Origin of the sequence: Chryseobacterium nepalense (genome assembly GCF_023195755.1) — a bacterium.
Taxonomy (GTDB): Bacteria; Bacteroidota; Bacteroidia; order Flavobacteriales; family Weeksellaceae; genus Chryseobacterium; species Chryseobacterium nepalense.
In genome coordinates this window covers 3682383-3702815 of the sequence record NZ_CP096203.1, presented here as the reverse complement: position 1 = coordinate 3702815, position 20433 = coordinate 3682383, and the positions used below count along the sequence as shown (strand labels likewise).

Below are 20433 nucleotides of genomic sequence, written 5' to 3'. Positions count from 1 at the left end.
TAGTAAAATAACTACAAAAATAGTATATGCTATAAATTTTTTATCATTAAATTAAAATCTAAATACCATTGCTGATAACTCATCAAAGTATTCTATTTAATCTCAGAAACTTATATGAAATTTATTATACCTGAAATATTTTTTTCTACCCTATCTAAAAGATTGGCAGGTTCCTTATTTTCGAAAAAAACTTCTATATGAAAATGATCGAGTTTGGCCATAATACGAATAAGCTCAAACTTTTGCTCACGAGTAAGCTTAGCCGAAACTATTCTTGTAAATTCGGAAAAGGACACTCACGCAAACTATAAATTACGCAACAATAACAAATGATTTACATAAAAACATTGCACTGTTTAAGGCACTACGGCTATAAAAAGATAAATTAAAAAAATCCCTACCAATACAATCCCCTGCATAATATTGGTCTTACCGGTAGCAAGTGATACCGTGATAATAAATAAAGAAAGCCCGAGAAGGACTGTTGATTTGATATCAATACCCAGCGTCATTCTTATACCGGTAATAACAGATATAATTGCAATAGCCGGAATACTTAGCCCGATACTTGCCAGTGCAGAGCCAAATGCAAGATTCAAAGAAGTCTGGATCTGATCATTTTTTGCAGCCCTGAACGCCGACAGCGCTTCGGGCAAAAGCACGATCCCGGCAATGATAATCCCAACTGCAGATCTGGGTGCACCAACAGCAATCACCAGAAATTCAACATCTTTAGAAAGCAGCTTTGCCATCAATACTACTATCCCAAGACAAAGCATTAGAAAAAAACTGCTGATGTAGATCGTCTTATAAGAACTTTTTTTATAATTATTTTTTTTACCATGATCTTCCAAAAGTTTGTTCTGAGGTGAAATAAAGAAGCTCCGGTGCCTTATTGTCTGAACCATTGTAAAGCCAATGTAAAGTGACAGGCAGATCAGCGCAATGAAAAGCAGCTGAAAAGATGTATATTCTCCGCCGCTGTGGCTCACCGTATAATTCGGGAGTATAAGCAGAAATACCACTACTGCTGTAAGAGTAATAAGAGCTGTGCTTACACCTTTCAGGGTAAAAGACTGCTCCCGGTATCTCAATGAACCTATGACAATACAGATCCCGATAATTCCGGTAAGAATAATCATTACGGCTGCAAAAACAGTATCTCTTGCCAGGGTAATTGTTTCCAGCCCTTTAGCGCCCAACATAATGGAAATGATAAGTCCCACTTCTATCACCGTAATGGCAAACGCCAAAAGCAATGTACCGAAAGGTTCACCAATGCGGTGTGCAATAACTTCCGAGTGATAAACTGCCGCCAAAACGCTTCCTAACAGTAAAAAAGTTAAAAGGATCGAATAATAGCCTGAAGAAAAAAAAGCACTTGCAAAATATAAGAGCCATGATAAAAGCGGAACAATGATTGTCCATGTCCGTAAGTATTTGTTTTTATACATAAAGATTTTATGATATTCTATAAAAAATGTACTTCTTATAAAAGTTAATGATGTTTATTCAAATGAAATTTTCTATTTGAACTGATAAAGAAATACCACATCGCCTGTATACGCAGGTTTAAGCTCGTTTTTAATAAGAAGCTTTGCCCCGACAATAACTTTAACCGTTCCTTTAAGGTTATTGACAGACCGGATAGTAGCCTGAAGAGAAACTTCACAATCAACTTTTACAGGAATCCCGAATCTGAAATTTTCTATTCCGTAATTGATTTCAAGATTGACATTACGTACCTCTGCGATCTGTTTCCAAAGATAAGGTATCAGTGAAAGAGTAAGGTAACCGTGCGCAATTGTCGACTGATATGGTCCTTCGTGCTCCGCTTTTTCACAATCTACGTGAATCCACTGATGATCCAGTGTCGCATCTGCAAACCGGTTGATCTGATCCTGATCTATGATATGCCAGGAAGAACTGCCCACCATTGTACCTTCCAGCAATTTATATTCTTCGTAATTGTTGATGATAACCATTGTTATATTATTTTAATTGTTAGGTGAATAAAATAAGTATTATTTCCGTCTGTATAATACTTAAACCGTTAAAGCCTCCTGCATAGAGCGAGAGGCTGATGATATAACGAAAATAAAAGTAATATATCGATTAAATTATGCGAGTTTTACGTTAACCGCATTTAAGCCTCTGTCACCTTTCTGTACATCAAAAACAACCTGATCGTTTTCACGAATAGATCTTGTGTTCAGTCCCGAAGAATGTACAAATATATCTGTCCCACCTTCTGAAGGGGAAATAAAACCGAAGCCTTTTGCTTCATTGAAAAATTTTACGGTGCCTTTTTGCATTGTAATTATTATTAAAAATTAATAGTATATCGTTCTGTATATTTTACAGAACTCATTTTTGAAATTGTCCAACCGGCATGGTAAAGCCAATCAGTTTTTGGATATTTTTTAAATCTACCTGTTCTTCTGCATTGCAGAGAGCAATTGCTCTTCCTTCGGCCCCTGCCCTTCCCGTTCTGCTATTTCGGTGAATATAGCTTTTCGGAACATCCGGAAGTTCATCATTTACAGCATCCACGCTCTTTGCCGACACAGGGTGTACTGTTACCTCAACAGGATTCTGCAGCATGGTTTTTGCAAATTTCCGAATGTCAACAGGCATTGTAGCAGAAAAAAACAGGGTTTGTCTTTTCTGTGGAATCATCCTCAGTATTTTGTTTACATCATTGATAAAACCCATATCCAGCATACGGTCTGCTTCGTCCAGAACGAGAACTTCTATTTTAGAAAGGTCAATATGTCTTTGCCCTGCAAGATCAAGAAGTCTTCCCGGCGTAGCTACAAGAATATCCACTCTCTTCCTTAAAGCAGCAAGCTGGCTGCCTGTAGAAACTCCTCCATAAACAGACAGCTGGGAAAGAGGAAGATACTTACTGTAGATTCTTAAATTTTCTTCAATCTGTATGGCCAGTTCTCTTGTGGGGGTAAGTATTAAAGTTCTTATTTCATTGTGATCGGGAGTATACTTTTTCAGCAGTTGCAGGATAGGCATTGCAAATGCAGCAGTTTTTCCGGTACCGGTCTGCCCACATCCGATGATATCCTTTCCGGCCAGAATATGAGGAATTACAGAATATTGTATCTCTGTAGGTTTGGAATATCCGGCTTCTGTTACGGCACGGATGATGGGATTAATTAAATGTAAGCTTTTAAAACTGATCATAACTGTTCGGGAGTTCCCGGTATCTTGTGAGCAAATCCATTTTCGGATCTGAATAGGCAATATTGTAAGGATAAATAAATCAAGTGATACCCTTTCCATTTATCAGCTTTTTGCTTAGCTTCCATGTTATTTCAAAATATCGGACAGCCTGCAATAACATAGCATTTCTTATAATTTTCGGAATTGAAGTTCCGGTTGTTAATTCGAAATCGGATTAATAATTGGGCAGCTGTAGAAGCAAGACTGAGAGATCTAAATATGATTTAAACGATGCCAGTTTTAGCGAAGGCAGGAACCTGTCTTATGAACACATTGCAAATGTACGGTAAAACAAAGTATAAAATAGCAAATATAATTAATTGATTATCAAAATTTTATTCGTAGCTTACACCTCAAACAAATTGTTTGCAAAAATGCGGATGATTTAAATTCCGTACCGATGCAAACCCACATGAACCTCTCGCAAACCCAATCCGAAATCCAGGATCAGCATTCACCCCGACAAGTCAGAATTGCCTATTTTATTATGGTACATCATAAAGCGGATGTTTTCAGGACCATGTTTGAAAAGATCTATACCCGGGATCAGTTTTACCTTATCCATATCGACAGAAAGGCCAAAGCGGAGCTAACAGAAGAAATTCAAGTGTATCTGATGCAGTATCCGAATGCATTTGTTTTGGAAAGTATGAATATCATGCCGGAAGGTTTCAGCATGATCCAGGCAGAGCTTAACGCAATGGAATACCTGCTGAATGTAAGTAAGGAATGGGATTACTTTATCAATTTAAGCGGTGAAGATCATCCGCTGAAGTCCCAAAATATCATCCGCCAGTTTCTTACAGCCCATAACGGCAGAAATTACCTTTTTTACTACGACCAGAAATTTTACAGACCTGATACATTCCGAAGAATTCAGAATCATTTTACGGAATTAAGCCATAAAATTTCTTCGTTAATTTATAAAAGAGAATTTATGGATGGAGTGATCCCCTATATCGGAGGCAAATGGTTTATATTTACCAGAGAAACCTGTACTTTTCTTGTTAATAACAAACGGGTGATGGACTTTGAGGATTATTACCTCCATACCCTTCTACCTGCAGAATCATTTTTCCAGACGGTCCTTATGAATACGGTTTTCAAGGATATTATTGTAAATGATGATAAAAGAGTCTCTATCGAAAAAAACTTTTTCAATAAAAATCAATATCAGATCCACCTTATTGAATCACTTAAAAACAGCAACCAGCTTTTTATCAGAAAAGTGAATGATAAAACCCATGAAGGCATTCTTCAATATATCAACGAAAGTTTTCATGTTCCTCTTAAGGAAATCGACGAAGTGCAAAGAGAACTTAAAAGAGAAGACCGCAACAATAACTGGTCTTAGCCAACATCTGAAAAGAGCAATGTGATATAAAAACATATATTTTATTAGGATAATTAATCACTTAATCGTAATATTGCAATATATAATTATTCATGGGCGCAACTAAAACAGATCATTTTACAGATCAACAGAATAAAATAGCAATCATTGCCAAAGCACTGGGACATCCCGCAAGAGTTGCCATTATTGAGTATCTGCTGAAGGTAGACACTTGTATCTGCGGCGACATTGTCAATGAATTACCTTTGGCACAAGCTACCGTTTCTCAGCATTTGAAAGAACTGAAAAATGCAGGGCTTATCAAAGGAAACATCGAAGGAACAGCTATCTGTTATTGCATTGATGAAAATACCTTTAGCGTACTGAAAGATTATTTTTCAAAAATAATTGTTACGGTTGCCAACCAAAAGTGCTGTTAAGTATTTTTTTACTTTTAATCATCGCAATATTGCATTTAACCAATAAACATAACATTATGAAATTATCAGAAATTAAAACAATTTTACCTACATTAGAAAATGTTGAATTTCAGCTGGAAGACGGAACCTTTGTTCCGGAACATTTCCACGTAACAGAAGTTGGAACAGTTATAAAACACTTTATTGACTGCGGAGGAACAATTCGTAAAGAAAAAACAGTAAGTTTCCAATTGTGGAATGCGAACGATTTTGAGCACAGGCTGAAACCCTCAAAACTTCTGAATATCATTAAGCTCTCCGAAGATAAGCTTGGTCTTGAAGACGGCGAAATTGAAGTAGAATACCAGAATACTACTATCGGAAAATATAATCTTGAGTTTAACGGGGAGAATTTTATTCTTACCAATACCACCACTGCCTGCTTAGCACAAGATGCCTGTGGAATTCCTGAAGAAAAACAAAAAATCAAATTATCTGAACTTTCTTCTGATTCATCTTCCTGCTGTACGCCAAACTCAGGGTGTTGTTAAATAATATCCTAAATAAATAATCAATGTATCCTAAACTATCAGAAACACTTGGCCTGATGAAGCACCAGGAAATCAGTCAGGAAAGAAAAAATACACTTGCCCCGTTAATTGATTTCATCCAGAAAAAGATGGATAAAAAAACAGAAATCCGAATTAATTTTATCTGTACGCATAATTCAAGGAGAAGCCATTTAGCACAGATCTGGGCGCAGACAGCGGCGGCTTACTATGATATTCCGGGACTGAGCAGTTATTCCGGCGGAACAGAAGAAACGGCATTGTTTCCTAAAGTAGCAGAAACACTTATCAGACAAGGCTTTTTCATTACAAAAATTTCGGATTCAGAAAATCCGGTGTATGCTGTTAAATACGATGAAAACAGTCATCCGATTATCGGTTTTTCTAAAAAATATGACAGTTCTTTTAATCCCCTCCGGGAATTTGCGGCGGTTATGACGTGTTCTCAGGCCGATGGTGGCTGCCCTTTTATTGCCGGTGCTGAACAGCGTATTGCCATTACATTTGATGATCCTAAAGTTTCCGATGGCACACCGGAACAGACAAGAATTTACCATGAAAGAAGCATGGAAATCGGCGCTGAAATGCTTTATGTTTTTTCACAGATAAAAAAATAAAATGGAAGTTATATCAATCAATAAAAATCATTATCCGGATATCGCTGAAATATACAGGCAAGGTATCGAAACAGGCATGGCAACATTTGAAATTTCCGTTCCTTCATGGGAAAGCTGGAATGAAAATAAATTGAAACACAGCAGATTGATAGCATTTGAAAATAACGAAGCGTTGGGATGGGTGGCTTTGTCTAAAGTAAGCAGCCGTTGCGTTTATGAAGGTGTTGCTGAAGTAAGCATTTATGTATCCAAAAATCACAGAGGAAAAGGGGTGGGAAAAATACTGATGGAACATCTCATTAATGAAAGTGAAACCCACGGAATCTGGACTTTGCAGTCGGGAATGTTTCCCGAAAACGAAGCAACCATAGCTTTGCATAAGCTTTTTGGATTCAGAATCATAGGCTATCGCGAAAAAATAGGCAGACTGGGAGGAATTTGGAGAGATAGCGTACTGATGGAAAGAAGGAGTAAAATAGTAGGAACAGATTAAAAGATATGCAAACAAAATTAAAATTTCCCGATAACTTCCTTACTCTTTGGATATTCCTGGCCATGTTTTTGGGAGTAAGCTTAGGATATTTCTTTCCCGGAATTGCCGAAATGGCCGATAGGATGTCCGCAGGAACCACAAATATCCCATTAGCAATCGGGCTAATCGTCATGATGTATCCTCCGCTGGCAAAAGTTGACTACACATTATTACCTAAAATCTTTCAGGATAAAAAAGCAATCGGAATCTCTTTAATTTTAAACTGGATAATCGGGCCTGTTCTAATGTTTATACTGGCCGTCGTTTTTTTAAGAAACGAACCGGACTATATGATCGGGCTTATTCTTATTGGTTTGGCAAGATGTATCGCTATGGTTCTTGTATGGAACGACCTGGCAAAAGGGAATCGTGAATATGGCGCATTGCTGGTAGCGCTGAACAGTATTTTTCAAGTATTGAGTTACAGCTTTATGGTATGGCTTTTCATTAATGTTTTACCTGAAAAATTAGGGCTTGCACATTTCGACGTCACCGTATCAGTGAAAGATGTTACTAAAAGTGTTTTGATCTATCTGGGAATTCCTTTCCTGGCCGGTTTCTTAAGCCGTTATTTTTTAATCAGACTGAAAGGAACAGAATGGTACAACAGGAAATTTATTCCTGCCGTTTCTCCTCTTACATTATATGCATTGTTATTAACAATTGTATTGATGTTCAGCCTTAAAGGCGACACCATTGTCAAACTGCCTTTAGACGTTGTAAAAGTGGCCATTCCTCTCATCATTTACTTTATGCTGATGTTTTTTGTAAGTTTCTTTATCAACAAATCACTGAATATCCCTTATGATAAAAATGCATCCGTATCATTTACCGCAACAGGAAACAATTTTGAGCTGGCCATCGCTGTATCCATTGCTGTTTTCGGAATCAGTTCCCAACAGGCTTTTGTAGGCGTCATCGGCCCGTTGGTGGAAGTTCCGGTTCTTATTCTGCTTGTAAAAATAAGCTTGTGGCTTAAAAAACGATATTATAGCTAGGATGGACCGAAATTATACCTTAATTTTTAAATATAATATTCAGTCACTTTAAAGCCTTCCACATACATTCATCATTTTAATCAATAAGCCTTAACATCAATTGTTAAGGTTTTTATTTTAGATGAATCCACATCTTCATTTCAGATTTCTAAATCTTAATTTCAAATCTTTTAATACTCTTTTATAAACACAGCAACTTTAACATTAGCTGTGAAAGTAATTATGCCAGATAAACAGATTATTTGGCGGGTATGTCAGCCTTGATCGGAGTAATTTTACACTAGTAAACATTCCAAAAACTATCAAAATGAGCACTAAGAATGAACAGGAAGCCCTGCAATCCATAGTACAGAAAGCATGGAAGGATCCGGTATTTAAACAAAATCTGATTGCCAATCCGAAACAGACTATTGAAAGTTTTTTAGGACGTTCCATGAACATTCCTGAAGGCAAAAACATTGCTGTTGTAGATCAATCCAACCCGGCAACAATTTTTATCAATATTCCGGCAGAGCCTGATATGGATGATATGGAACTGAACGAAGATCAACTGGATATCGTAGCCGGAGGTTCGGGACAGGCTGATCCGCCACCGGTAATTCTTATTATCAGTAATTCGAATGGCGATTTATTTGGTGGGAATTAATCTTAAATTCCATTTACTAAAGAACAATTCAACGTATATATTCAGCCTCTGAATGTATACGTTTTTGCTTACAATTTAAAGTACAAAAGAATTATGAAAAGGTTTCAGATACTTTCAACACTCCTCTTTTTTCTGGTCTTAGGAACTCAGAAACTGGGATTTTTCGGTCAGGTAAGTGCTGATCCGGTAAAAAATACAATTCCGAAAACCAGCCAAAACGGGGATGATTTTTATCAGAAAGGAGAAGCGTTGCAGAATGCAGGAAACTATGCCGAAGCACTGCACTTTTTTGAAAACAGCCTTGATATTTATAAAGAAAAAGGAAACACCAAAGGAGCCGGAGATGCTTTAAATAAAATCGGAACCATGTATTATTACCAGGGAAAATACCTTGAAGCCATGAATTACTTCAACCGGTGTGCTGAGGTTTATCAGAAAATCAATAATATCAAAGGGGTTTCTTCTGCGATGAATAATATCGGGGCTATTCATTATTATTTAGGAAACCATCTGAAAGCACTGGAATATTACAAAAAAGCCGTCGGAATTCAGGAAAAACTGGGCGATCAGAAAATTATTGCGGCCACCACCCAGAACATTGGCGGAATTTATTTGAATATTAAAGATTTCGGCAATGCCATGAAATATTATAAAAAGGCAAATGCGATTTATCAAAAGCTGAATGATCAGAAATCTTTAGCGCAAAATCTCAACGGAATCGGAGAAGTATATATGAAACAGCATGATTTCAAAAATGCCCGTGAAAATTTCATCAAATCCTTACAGATTGCAGAAGCTTTAAATGATAAGCAGAAAATAACGGAAGTTTTATTTAATCTCGGGGAACTGTTCAGAATGCAGAATGATGTGGAACAGGCAAGGAATTATTATAATCAGTCGCTGAAAACTGCAGTAAAAATCAATAACCTTCAATATACAAGTGTCTCGCAGATTGCCCTCGGAAATATTCTTCTGCAGAAAGGAAAAGCCGAAGAAGCAAGAATAAAATGTGAAACCGCTCTTTCCATGGCTGAAAAACTGGGTGCCGTGAGTGTAAAAAAGGATGCCTGCGATTGTCTGTATAAAACATATAAACTTTTAGGAAACAATAAAAAAGCGCTGGATTATTACGAAAAGAACCAGGCGTTCAAAGACAGCCTGCAGTCTGAACAAACTTCTAATAAAATTTTAGGAATGGAATTTCAGCAGAAACAGTTGCTAGACAGTCTTTCTTTTGTTAAAAAAGAACATCTGATCCAAACCAGACATAAGGAGGAAGTGGAAAAAAAGGAAAGACAGAAAAATTACATCATGCTTACGCTTTTCTTTATCCTGATTATTGCAGCCGGATTATGGAACCGCCTGGCTTTCATGAAAAAGTCCAGGGAGGCTATCCGTGTGGAGAAAGACAATTCCGAAAGATTATTATTAAACATTCTTCCGCAGGAAATTGCCGACGAGCTGAAAGAAAAAGGCTATGTGGATGCCCGGAATTTCAGTATGGTTTCCATTCTTTTCACCGATTTTAAATCATTCACGGAAACTTCTGAAAAACTCTCGCCTCAGGAATTGGTTGAAGAGATCAATATCTGTTTTAAAGCTTTTGACAGTATTTCTGAAAAGTACAAAATCGAAAAAATAAAAACCATCGGCGATTCTTATATGGCAGCCGGAGGTATTCCCCAGCCTCATAAGGATTCTTTACGGAATATTGTCTGCGCAGGTATTGAAATGCAGGAATTCATGCTGAAAAGAAAACTGGAAAATTCAACCGGCAAGCCGGTATTCGAAATGCGTCTGGGAATTCATGTCGGGCCCATAGTTGCCGGAATTGTCGGAGTAAAAAAATTCCAGTACGACGTTTGGGGTGACACCGTGAATACAGCAAGCCGCATGGAGAGCAACGGCATGACCGGAAAAGTAAACATCAGCGAATATTTATATGAACAAATTAAAGATGAAAAAGACTTTTCTTTTCACTACAGAGGAAATATCCAGGTAAAGGGAAAAGGAGAAATCAAAATGTATTTCGTGGAAAGAAACCAGGAAACATCGGCATCATACGCTGCTGTAGCCTTCATCGGACAATAAAACAACAAAAATAAATTGACAATCCTGTCGGCGATTTTGGCAAATTTATCATTCTTAAACAGTGTAGCTTTACAATATCAGAACAACGAAATAATGGAAGTAAAAACTGCACAACAAGTATTACAATTAGTGATCTCTAAAGCCTGGGAAGACCTGAGCTTCAGAAAAGAATTAATTGAGAATCCGGTAACAGCCATTGAAAACCTTACCGGCGCAAAGATCACCTTACCGGAAGGAAAAGAGCTTATCATAGCAGACCAGTCTGACAATTCTAAAATTTTCGTGAACATACCCTCCGAGCCGGATTTGGAAAACATGGAACTTTCCGAAGGCCAGTTGGAAGCTATTGCAGGAGGAGGACAAAACGTAATGGGAAGTATTGTGGACGTGCTATTTCCGAAATTACACGATTTTATAAAACTATAATAACAACACAAAGGAACTCATATTATGGAAATCACTCAAGAACAAAAAATGTACGCTGAAATTGTACAGAAAGCATGGGAAAATGCTGAGTTTAAAAATGAACTTGTAAACAACCCTATTGAAGTTATTGAAAAACTCACAGGAAAAAAACTGAATCTTCCTGAAGGTAAAAGAATTATAGTTCGGGATCAGACAGACGAATCGTCTTTATACATCAACATTCCGGCGAAACCTAATAATGACGATATCGAGCTTAATGAGAACCAGCTGGAAATGGTAGCCGGAGGCGCGGACACAGGAATTATAAAAGATGTTGTGGATTTCTTGTCCTCACTAAGCCTTTATTCACCCAAATAAAAATTAAACAAATACAAAAATTAATACGTATGGAATTTACTCAGGAACAAAAAACGTACGCAGAAATCGTACAAAAAGCATGGGAAGATGCAGCGTTCAAAAAAGAACTTGTAAACAATCCCGTAGCTGCCATCGAAAAATTAACAGGTAAAAAGCTAAATCTGCCGGAAGGAAAAAAATTAGTCGTAAGAGATCAGAGTGATGAATCGGTTGTTTACATTAATATTCCTGCACCTGCTAAAAATTCTGTAGACGCAGAACTCAACGAAGAGCAGCTGGAAGCCCTTTCTGGTGGAATTGCTGCCGGAGGATACATACCGGACTTTCCTTTTCCCGGAGGAACCACAGGACCTTACAATCCTTTTCCGCCAATTTTCAGCGAATAACTAACTAATACTAACTTAAAATATTAAAACATGGAATTCACTCAAGAACAAAAAACGTACGCAGAAATCGTACAAAAAGCATGGGAAGATGCAGAGTTCAAAAAAGAACTGGTAAACGACCCTGTAGCTGCCATCGAAAAATTAACGGGTAAAAAACTGAATTTACCGGAAGGAAAAAAATTAATCGTAAGAGATCAGTCTGATGAATCTGCGGTTTACATCAACATTCCGGCCGCTCCGAAAAACACGGCTGATGCAGAACTAAGCGAAGAGCAGCTGGAAGCAGTTTCTGGCGGGGTTAGCTCGATCTGGCCTTTAGACGATACTTTTCCTGGAGGAACAGGACCTTGTTTCCCTCCATTTATTTTAACTACTATCTAATCATAAATATTAATAACATGGAATTTACTCAAGAACAAAAATTTTATGCACAGATTGTGCAAAAAGCATGGGAAAGTGCAGAATTTAAAAATGATCTGATGGCTAATCCTATTGAAGCCATAGAAAAATTAACAGGGCAAAAACTAAATTTACCAGAGGGTAAGACTTTAGTAGTAAGAGATCAATCTGATGAATCTGTGGTATATGTTAATATTCCTGCAGCTCCTAAAAATTCAGAAGATTTAGAACTTACAGAAGCTGAATTGGAAGCTGTATCCGGAGGAGGCACAATTGTTACAACCATTTCGACACCTACTATTGTACCTACTATTATCGTATTGACAGTGGTACCTAGCCCAACATTCCCAACCAAAGATATTCAATTATAACCATTAAAAACTAAAAAATGAAATATACATTACAACACCAGCAACAAGGCGTAGAGCTAATGAAAAGCTTAGTTGAAAAAGCATGGGAAAATGCTCAATTTAAAGATCAGCTAATGAAAGAACCAAAACAGACCCTTGAGTCTTTTACGGGCGAAAAACTGTCTGATGAAACCAAAATTATTGTGGAAGACCAGTCTAATCCGGATGTTATTTATTTTAATATTCCAAGACAGGTAAGTTTAGATAATCTTGAATTAACAGACGAGCAATTGGAAATTGTAGCTGGAGGAGAAGTTGCTGTTACAGCAGGAATCGCTTTAGCTGCTGTTGGTTTATTCGCTGCGGGAATCGCAATTGGTCAAAATATGAAATAATAAAAAACTATATAATATGGAAATGACAATCGAAAATCAGAAAAAAGTAGTAGGATTAGTAAATGATCTTATTGAAAAAAGCTGGGAGAGTGAAACTTTCAAAAAAGAGTTCATGTCTTCTCCTGTAGCTGTTATTGAAAGAGTAACAGGACAAAAGGTTAATCTGCCTGCTAATACAAAAGTAATAGTGGAAGACCAATCTGATGATAACTATATTTATCTGAATATCCCTCAGAAAATTGATATCACTAACTTCGAATTATCCGATGAGCAGCTTGAAGTTGTTGCCGGAGGAGAAATTGCTGTTACAGCTACTGTTGCTGTAATTGGAGGTCTGGCTATACTAGGTGCGGGGATCTATGTGGGAACCCAAATGAAATAAAATATCATTTGATGATTAATCTGATTATATTTGATAATCGGATTAATCATCTTTTTAAATTATCAGTTATGAATAAAATAGTGCCATTTTTATTCCTTTTTATCGGAATACTGCTAATCCCTTTTGGGGTTTCTTTTAATAACAATCTTGTGTTATTGTGCGTAGCAGTTGTATTTTTATTATTCAGCCTTGTATTATTTGTAAGACAGATAACAGCTGCCAAAAAAAACAGAGAACAGCTTTAACACGCTGACTTCAACTGTAATTCATTGTAAAGTATAATCATTAATTGGTTGTACAGGTACCTTATATTCCAAAAACACCATCTCATAAAATTAACAGCCATGGAAAATTTAATAGAAAATAAGAAAAAATTAGAAAGTTTTTCAGATCTAATCTATCCTATACATACAGAAGATTTTAATGAAAATTACTGGGAAAAGAAAGTTCTGCATATCCAAAGAGATAATTCAGATTTTTTTTCTTCTTTATTTTCTCTTGAAGATTTGGATAAAATTTTAGAATACAGCCGCCCTAGAGGAGGCAGCCTGCGGGTTGTAAAAAGCCAGCAGCCTTTAAATGCTTCTATTTATGAAAATCAGGATGGAAGTCTGAACCTTAACCAGTTATACGCAGCATATGCAGACGGATACACCATTGTGATTAATGAAGTACAGCGTTTTTGGGATCCCATCAAAGCATTTATTCAAAACATAAGACAGCAGCTAGGACACAACCTTGTTGGTAATCTATATCTTACTCCTGAAAACGAAAAAGCGCTATCTCCTCATTATGACGCTCACGATGTTTTTGCCTTGCAAATTTCCGGGGAAAAACATTGGATCCTTTATGATGATGATAATTATAAAACCCCGTTACTGAACAGCTTCCAGCCAATTTTCCAGAGAGAACAGCTTACGGGAGCCAGAGAAATTACCTTAAAGGCAGGTGATATCATGTATATACCAAGGGGGGTTCCTCACGAAGCTTATACTACAGACAAATCTTCAATGCACATTACTTTTGGAGTTCATCCTACGCAGTGGGTTGATTTTCTTACTAAAAGTCTGACACATTTGGCACAAACCAACGTAGAACTGCGAAGAGCGCTTCCTATTGGATTCCTGCATTCTAAGCAAGAGCTGTTTTCTGCAGATTTTGAATTAGAACTGATGAACATTGTACAAAAAATGCTTACTAAAGAAAATGTGGAAGGAGCCTTAAACATTATTGAGGAAGAATTCCGAACAAAAGAACAGCCAAAACCGGACGGACATTTTGCCCACCTGGATAAAATCAATCGTATTGATACCCAATCATATCTTCAAAAAAGAGAGGGAGTTGAGTCTAAGGTGGTTAATCATTTTACAGGAGCCAGAATAATCTTCCAGGGAAATACCATTAAAGGTCCTTCCCAACTTGCCGCGACTTTAGAGTTCATCTCTGGGCAGCAAAAAGCATTTCAGGTAAAAGATATCCCATTCATCAGTGACGAAAACAGACTAAAATTGGCTAAAAGACTAATCCGTGGGGGGCTTTTAAGAATCGTTGAATAGCAGCTTTAAAATATTAAAAGAATGAAGACTCAGACTGTGCATACTTCTGCATTCAGGAAAATATCCTTTATTGATATTGTATATCCCTATTGCGAAGAATTTATACACAACTGTGAGCTATCCGGATTTTTAAAAGAAAAACTGAGTATTGCATTACTGGAAGAACTTAGCGTTCTTTCTGAACTGGTCATTCAGTATGAGCTCGAAAAATTCAGGAAATTCGGAAACCGAGATTTTCATGCTTTTGTGGAATATATAACTGATATATTACCTCAAAAATATCCTGTATTAGATAATCTTTTAAGAATTAAAGTAAAAGGATTTTCGGCGCACACTTCTAATATTATTAATCGTTTCCTAAAGGATAAGACTGAAATTTTCGAGGCCTTTAAAATACCTTATGAAAAGTTAGAGATTCAGGATATTGAGATCAATCTCGGAGATGGCCATAATGGCGAAGCTACCAGCATGATAACCCTGCATAATGGTATAAAATTAATTTATAAGCCAAGATCCACAGACATTACTAATGCTTATAATGCATTTATTGATTGGTTCAATGAAACAGTGAACGTGAACCTTCAAACTTTTAAAACATTAGATTGTGATCATTACAGCTGGATCGAATTTGTGGATTATCACGAAATAAATTCAGATACTGCATTGCAAAAATATTATTTTAACGCAGGTATAATTCTGGTAATTTCTATGATTTTAAACAGTAAAGACTGTCATCGGGAAAATGTTATCTCCGGAAAACAAAACCCCGTGATAATAGATCACGAAACCATCATACAACCCATTGAACTAAAAACATGGAAATCTTCGGAGAGTATTTCTACAGATTTTTCGGTACTGGAGAGTTTTTTAATCGCTACAAATAACAGTGGATTTGCATTAGACTGCGCCGGATACGGAATACAAACAAAAGTTGAAGCCACAGAAATCACTAAAAAAATTATCCCAAAAAACAGCATCGATTCTGAAAGAGTAACCCAATACTCCAAAAAAAGTTTAGTTGAAAAAAACATCCCAAAATACAACGGCAATTATATTTTTGCAAACGAATACCGTAAAGATTTTATTAAAGGATTTGACTTTGCTTATGATTTGTTTTTAAAGCTCAAACATCAGCTTATTTCGGATAACAAACCTTTAGCATCATTTAATAATAAGCAGATACGATATGTCTGGAGGCCTACCTATGTATATTTCAGGATTTTAAAGTACTTAAGATCTCCTGAGTTTATGTCAAATTTCAAGTCTTATGAGAGCAAACTTCACGATCTCTTATCAAAAGCATATACAGCCGAAGATATGCGTCAATTCGACTTTATTTTAGATCACGAAATGAAACAGATGGCGCAAGGCGATATTCCGATATTTAATTTAAATACCAATAATACCTTTTTGGATGTTAATCCCAGGTTTAAATTGTTTCAATTTAATAGTGTAGAGTATATAAAGCATAGAATTAGCAATCTCTCCGAAAACCACAAAAAAATTCAATTAGGCTATATAAATGAATGGCTCGACATCTAATAATCGCAGATGAGTAAAACCTATTCGTTCTGAATTTATTAATCAACAATTAAGCATTCAAATAAAAATTTTTAATAGTTTTGCAGCAAACAATTGTTTTAAAGCAACGCCATAAAAATTAATATCCCATGAATCACAACAAATGTCTAAACTGCAACAGCGAAACAGAAAACAACTATTGTTCTCACTGCGGACAAAAAACTTCTACACACCGTTTTTCTTTGCAGCATTTCCTGGCGCATGATCTTGTGCACGGCGTTTTTCATCTGGATAAAGGGTTTTTGTTTACCGTTAAGGAGCTTTTTACAAGGCCCGGCCACAGCATCAGGGAATATGTTCAGGGGAAACGGGTAAAACATTTCAATGCGTTTACCGCCATTATTTTTGTGCTTACCATAACGCTTGTCATTACAGGGGCAACCAAAGTGAAAGCCAGTGAAATTTATAATCAGGAACAATTAAGCGAATATTCAAAATTATTGAGGGAGTATTATAAGCTCATTATTTTATCAGGAATTCCGTTTTATGCGCTGGGAAGCTACTTTATCTTTAAAAAAACAAAACAGAATTACACCGAAAACCTTGTCCTGAATACGTATCTCACCATCGGCATGCTGATTCTTGGCTTAATTTTTCCCATCATCACCGTATTTTATACTAATGTAAATGCATTGTATTACCTTAAAGCCATTACGCCGATTCTTAATATCATTTATATATTCTGGTTTTACTATCAGTACTTTTCAGGATATGAATATAAAAAAGTTTCATTAATCATCAGAACATTACTCATTACTGTTTATATTCTTCTGATCAACGGCGCCATCAATGCATTAGCGAATAAAATCGGTATATTTTTACAGCATTAATCTTATCAAATAAGCATATTATTGGTTGCGAAAATAATCGCTTCTGAAATATTGGTAACTTCAAGCTTTTCAAAAAGCTTTCTTCGGTGGAATTTTACGGTATCCGGCGAGACGAAAATGGTATCGGCAATTTCATTGATTGTAAGGCCTCTAGTAGAAAGCTGAAGAATTTCTTTTTCTCTTTTGGAGAGCGAAACCTGTTCAGTCACTATCCAGGTGTTTGTTTCAAGATCATAGTTGTAGACCTTGTTTTGTCCTTTTTTGTAAATTTTTACATTTCCTGCCTCTTTACCTGATGACAGGGAGACGATGCATACTGCCTTCCATATTTTCCCCTGTTTGGTTAAAAACATGGGAGTAAGTTTATGATTAATAAGGATGAGTCTTCCTTCCTTGTTTTTTATATGAAAATCGTAAGAAATACTGTACTCTTTTCTTTCCGAAACAGGAATTTTTTCATAGAAATCAAAACCGGCATTGTTGATTTTCAGCAGCATCTGCAGATCACTTTCAGGGACATGTTTGAAATAAAAAGCGTAACCCATCTGCAGTACCTCTTCCGGGGTATTTCCGCATAGAAAAAGGGCATTATCAGAAACAAATTCAAACCCCTGTTTTTCATAGTCGATCACATAAATACTGGTGTAGGTAGCGCGGGCAAAAGACTTTATGGGTTCAAGATAATGAAGGGTCTCATCACCCAGATCTGATGAAGCTTCAACCGTGTTCCTTGAGTCAAAAAAAGAGTTTATGTCATTCCCACTCATATCCTTAGTTTTTTCCAAAAATAGTGAAAAGAATTTTACATTATACATTTTTCTAGAAAAATTATATCTGTTTTATTATTAGATACATATTTATTTTTTTAAATGTTACTTTTTTCACCCTGTCAGGAAAAACTACACTAAAAGATAGTTTTTTATCCCGCCTGTACATACTACCATTTAGTGTAGGAGTTTTCATTTTTTGATGAAATAGATTTGTTACAAACCAATAACCATGAAATCACAAAACTATTTTGAAAAGCTTGAAATGGATCAGCTGTCTGAATTGGCAAATTTCGTAGTTAATGAAAACATGTGCCATCACAATGACAATGAAACAGACGAAACGGAACATATCCAGGACATGATCACAAAAATGTATTATGAAGACCTTAATCTATTCTTCAATTCAGAATTTTTTGTTTCAAAGGATTCTTCAGGAGCAATAGAAGGTGTTATAAGAGTTGTAAAATGGGATTATCATCAGGAATTGCCAATTCAGAAATTATTCCAGATCGATCCCTTACAGCTCAGCAACAGAAAGCGTCGCACGCCCATCTGGCATATCGGAAGATTTGCAACCAGAAAAAACATTGGAGACCGGTTTTTATTTAAAAAATTAATGGTCTGCGCCATTGCTCCCTTGTGCCGAAAAAAAAGAGGGCTGGCTTTTGCAGAGTGCGACAGCAAACTTCTGAGAGCCATGAAGCTGCTGGGAATAAAAGCCAAAGTTTTAGGAAAATCCATCAATTATCTTGGATCAGAAACAATTCCTATTTCACTGGATTATGAAGGGCTAAAAGAATTTTATCACCAAAACAAAAAATTAATACATCGCAGAAAACTTACTCCGGCTACATAAAATTCACACCTACGTCACCAAACCGATCCACTACCAACACACCTTAACCAAATCAAACCATATAAAAACTGAGCTATGAATACCATGACTAACACTATTGACTGGACTTCACCGGATGTACTGAGCCAGATTGTCCACAACATTAAAAATCCTCTGGAAACCATCATTACAGCCAGCAGACAACATGAAAGACCGGGCCATGAAATTATTTTCAACAGCAGCAAACAAATCAATAATCTGATAGAGGAAATTTTAACCGAAATAAAATCCAAATCGGTAAGCCTGACATTTCATGAGCGCCCAGACATTTTCGGAATTTATGAAGCCAATGAAAACGTTCAGTGCATGTGTGCAAAAAAAATCAATCCCTCAAAAATTACAAAACTTGATCAAAACTGGCTGGTAAATCTCGAAAAGGAAATTTACAGATCCATTAATCAGAACGATATCAATATCTATGATCTTGCCTATAAAATGGCAGTAAGCGAGAGACAGCTTCATCGTAAAATAAACAGCCTGCTGTATCTCTCTCCCAACAAATATATCAGAATTCTTCGCCTGCACAAAGCTAAAGAATTGATCGATAATTATATCCAGAACTCAATTTCCCAGGTGGCATATGCAGTCGGTTACAATGATGTTCATTACTTCTCTAAACTATTTGTAGCCCAGTACAATATGTCCCCGAAAGAGCTTATTCATTCTTTAAAATAAAGAATGCAGGTAGTGCGAAGAGAGCATTACAAAAACATCCAACTAATATGAAACTAACAAACGAACAAAGGAAAGGACAGGAAGTGCTTTTTAAAATCATAGAAGAAGCATGGAATAATGAAGCGTTTAAAGAATCCCTCCTCTCCGATCCTGAAAAAACATTAGAAGCATTCTTTGGCAGAAATCTTCCTAATGGCAAGAAAATCAAGGTGACCGATCAGTCTGACCCGGATTATCTGTACATCAATATTCCTGTAAAGCCTTATTCAGATTTTGAAATGGACGATAAAGATCTGAATAAAATAGCAGGCGGAACCGATATACCGAAACCAGGAACAGCAAACACCTGAACGATACCCAAAAAACCTTAAAACGGAAAATGCCATGTCCGTTATCGCGTAAAAAATGGCAAATCCGTAAACTGATAATTAAATAATTTGGCATAACCATTTAAACTTAAAGATAATGAAACGTGTACTTTTTTTCTTAGGACAATTAAACGACATCGATGTAGAGTGGATGATTAAAAATGGAAGTAAAATTGAATTGAAAACAGGCAGTAAACTTATCCAGAAAGGACAGCCTATCGACAACTTATACATCGTGCTTTCCGGGCAGCTTGTAGTGTGTACAGACGGTGCGGATAATGAGACTATTGCAACACTGGGAGCCGGTGAAATCGTAGGTGAAATGTCTTTCCTTGAGTCAAGATCGCCCTCTGTTTCGGTAATTGCCACGCAGCCCACTGTTGCGTATGTAATTTCCAGAAATGTAATGGATTCCAGGCTTTCCACCAACTCGGATTTCAGGGCAAATTTCTACTATGCGCTGGCACTTTTTCTTTCTAACAGACTTCGGAAAACTACCGAGCAGATGGGCTACGGAAAACCTGAAGAAGAAGATTTAATAGACATGAATGTGCTGGATGGTGTGGCTCAGGCCGGATCAAGATTCGGACAGATACTCAACAGATTTTCAGAAGTTTAAAA

General features: G+C 36.6%; 27 protein-coding genes. 22 read left to right on the top strand and 5 right to left on the bottom strand.

The annotated features are described in order from the left end of the window. Positions 1–356: 356 nt before the first annotated feature. The 4 genes from M0D58_RS16800 to M0D58_RS16785 all read right to left on the bottom strand — a co-directional run bounded on the left by M0D58_RS16800 (position 357) and on the right by M0D58_RS16785 (position 3195). A complete protein-coding gene (locus tag M0D58_RS16800; protein ID WP_248391863.1) occupies positions 357–1454 on the bottom strand; it encodes a calcium:cation antiporter in 1098 nt (365 codons plus the stop codon). A gap of 72 nt (positions 1455–1526) precedes the next feature. Next, on the bottom strand, positions 1527–1985 hold the full coding sequence (locus M0D58_RS16795) for a MaoC family dehydratase (RefSeq protein ID WP_248391862.1): 459 nt from the start codon (positions 1983–1985) through the stop codon (positions 1527–1529). 135 nt (positions 1986–2120) lie between these two features. After that, positions 2121–2315, bottom strand: coding sequence for a cold-shock protein (locus M0D58_RS16790; protein WP_248391857.1), 195 nt, complete (start codon positions 2313–2315; stop codon positions 2121–2123). Between the two features lie 52 nt (positions 2316–2367). After that, entirely contained in the window at positions 2368–3195 is an 828-nt protein-coding gene (locus tag M0D58_RS16785; RefSeq protein WP_248394993.1) for a DEAD/DEAH box helicase, read from the bottom strand. A 442-nt stretch (positions 3196–3637) separates the two neighbouring features. Here M0D58_RS16785 and M0D58_RS16780 point away from each other — a divergent pair, with 442 nt between their 5' ends. The 18 genes from M0D58_RS16780 to M0D58_RS16695 all read left to right on the top strand — a co-directional run bounded on the left by M0D58_RS16780 (position 3638) and on the right by M0D58_RS16695 (position 17104). After that, positions 3638–4591, top strand: coding sequence for a beta-1,6-N-acetylglucosaminyltransferase (locus M0D58_RS16780; RefSeq protein WP_248391855.1), 954 nt, complete (start codon positions 3638–3640; stop codon positions 4589–4591). Between the two features lie 92 nt (positions 4592–4683). Then, the gene (locus tag M0D58_RS16775; protein ID WP_248391853.1) at positions 4684–5010 is read left to right on the top strand and encodes an ArsR/SmtB family transcription factor; all 327 of its coding nucleotides are present in this window, start codon (positions 4684–4686) and stop codon (positions 5008–5010) included. A 56-nt stretch (positions 5011–5066) separates the two neighbouring features. Then, complete coding sequence (locus M0D58_RS16770) at positions 5067–5540, top strand: DUF6428 family protein (RefSeq protein WP_248391852.1); 474 nt, start codon at positions 5067–5069, stop codon at positions 5538–5540. A gap of 23 nt (positions 5541–5563) precedes the next feature. After that, positions 5564–6175: a low molecular weight phosphatase family protein gene (locus tag M0D58_RS16765; RefSeq protein ID WP_248391847.1), complete on the top strand. Its 612-nt coding sequence runs from the start codon at positions 5564–5566 to the stop codon at positions 6173–6175. A 1-nt stretch (position 6176) separates the two neighbouring features. Further along, entirely contained in the window at positions 6177–6668 is a 492-nt protein-coding gene (locus M0D58_RS16760; RefSeq protein ID WP_248391845.1) for a GNAT family N-acetyltransferase, read from the top strand. Between the two features lie 5 nt (positions 6669–6673). Further along, complete coding sequence (gene arsB / locus M0D58_RS16755) at positions 6674–7705, top strand: ACR3 family arsenite efflux transporter (RefSeq protein ID WP_248391843.1); 1032 nt, start codon at positions 6674–6676, stop codon at positions 7703–7705. Positions 7706–8012: 307 nt separating this feature from the next. Then, on the top strand, positions 8013–8351 hold the full coding sequence (locus tag M0D58_RS16750) for an NHLP leader peptide family RiPP precursor (protein WP_248391841.1): 339 nt from the start codon (positions 8013–8015) through the stop codon (positions 8349–8351). 93 nt (positions 8352–8444) lie between these two features. Next, the gene (locus M0D58_RS16745; protein WP_248391839.1) at positions 8445–10442 is read left to right on the top strand and encodes an adenylate/guanylate cyclase domain-containing protein; all 1998 of its coding nucleotides are present in this window, start codon (positions 8445–8447) and stop codon (positions 10440–10442) included. Between the two features lie 36 nt (positions 10443–10478). Next, on the top strand, positions 10479–10868 hold the full coding sequence (locus tag M0D58_RS16740) for an NHLP leader peptide family RiPP precursor (protein ID WP_248391838.1): 390 nt from the start codon (positions 10479–10481) through the stop codon (positions 10866–10868). 24 nt (positions 10869–10892) lie between these two features. Then, positions 10893–11225 (top strand): NHLP leader peptide family RiPP precursor, encoded by a 333-nt coding sequence (locus M0D58_RS16735; RefSeq protein ID WP_248391837.1) that lies wholly within the window; start codon positions 10893–10895, stop codon positions 11223–11225. Positions 11226–11254: 29 nt separating this feature from the next. Continuing rightward, positions 11255–11611: an NHLP leader peptide family RiPP precursor gene (locus M0D58_RS16730; protein WP_248391833.1), complete on the top strand. Its 357-nt coding sequence runs from the start codon at positions 11255–11257 to the stop codon at positions 11609–11611. 30 nt (positions 11612–11641) lie between these two features. Then, positions 11642–11992 (top strand): NHLP leader peptide family RiPP precursor, encoded by a 351-nt coding sequence (locus M0D58_RS16725; protein WP_248391831.1) that lies wholly within the window; start codon positions 11642–11644, stop codon positions 11990–11992. Between the two features lie 17 nt (positions 11993–12009). After that, positions 12010–12381, top strand: a complete 372-nt coding sequence (locus M0D58_RS16720) for an NHLP leader peptide family RiPP precursor (protein WP_248391829.1) — start codon at positions 12010–12012, stop codon at positions 12379–12381. A 17-nt stretch (positions 12382–12398) separates the two neighbouring features. Further along, a complete protein-coding gene (locus tag M0D58_RS16715) occupies positions 12399–12755 on the top strand; it encodes a class IIb bacteriocin, lactobin A/cerein 7B family (protein ID WP_248391828.1) in 357 nt (118 codons plus the stop codon). 16 nt (positions 12756–12771) lie between these two features. Next, positions 12772–13137 (top strand): NHLP leader peptide family RiPP precursor, encoded by a 366-nt coding sequence (locus M0D58_RS16710; protein WP_248391827.1) that lies wholly within the window; start codon positions 12772–12774, stop codon positions 13135–13137. A gap of 344 nt (positions 13138–13481) precedes the next feature. Then, positions 13482–14693: a cupin domain-containing protein gene (locus M0D58_RS16705; protein ID WP_248391826.1), complete on the top strand. Its 1212-nt coding sequence runs from the start codon at positions 13482–13484 to the stop codon at positions 14691–14693. A gap of 21 nt (positions 14694–14714) precedes the next feature. Beyond that, entirely contained in the window at positions 14715–16235 is a 1521-nt protein-coding gene (gene lanM, locus M0D58_RS16700) for a type 2 lanthipeptide synthetase LanM (RefSeq protein WP_248391825.1), read from the top strand. A 128-nt stretch (positions 16236–16363) separates the two neighbouring features. Next, a complete protein-coding gene (locus M0D58_RS16695; RefSeq protein WP_248391824.1) occupies positions 16364–17104 on the top strand; it encodes a DUF3667 domain-containing protein in 741 nt (246 codons plus the stop codon). A 5-nt stretch (positions 17105–17109) separates the two neighbouring features. On the opposite strand, the gene M0D58_RS16690 is transcribed toward M0D58_RS16695, so the two are convergent. Then, positions 17110–17871, bottom strand: coding sequence for a response regulator transcription factor (locus M0D58_RS16690; RefSeq protein ID WP_248391823.1), 762 nt, complete (start codon positions 17869–17871; stop codon positions 17110–17112). A gap of 232 nt (positions 17872–18103) precedes the next feature. Here M0D58_RS16690 and M0D58_RS16685 point away from each other — a divergent pair, with 232 nt between their 5' ends. From M0D58_RS16685 to M0D58_RS16670, 4 genes are all read left to right on the top strand, one after another. Then, positions 18104–18730: a hypothetical protein gene (locus M0D58_RS16685; RefSeq protein ID WP_248391822.1), complete on the top strand. Its 627-nt coding sequence runs from the start codon at positions 18104–18106 to the stop codon at positions 18728–18730. 75 nt (positions 18731–18805) lie between these two features. Beyond that, entirely contained in the window at positions 18806–19444 is a 639-nt protein-coding gene (locus M0D58_RS16680) for a helix-turn-helix domain-containing protein (protein WP_248391820.1), read from the top strand. A gap of 47 nt (positions 19445–19491) precedes the next feature. After that, complete coding sequence (locus tag M0D58_RS16675) at positions 19492–19794, top strand: NHLP leader peptide family RiPP precursor (RefSeq protein WP_248391818.1); 303 nt, start codon at positions 19492–19494, stop codon at positions 19792–19794. A gap of 115 nt (positions 19795–19909) precedes the next feature. Then, complete coding sequence (locus tag M0D58_RS16670; RefSeq protein WP_248391816.1) at positions 19910–20431, top strand: cyclic nucleotide-binding domain-containing protein; 522 nt, start codon at positions 19910–19912, stop codon at positions 20429–20431. Positions 20432–20433 lie beyond the last annotated feature (2 nt).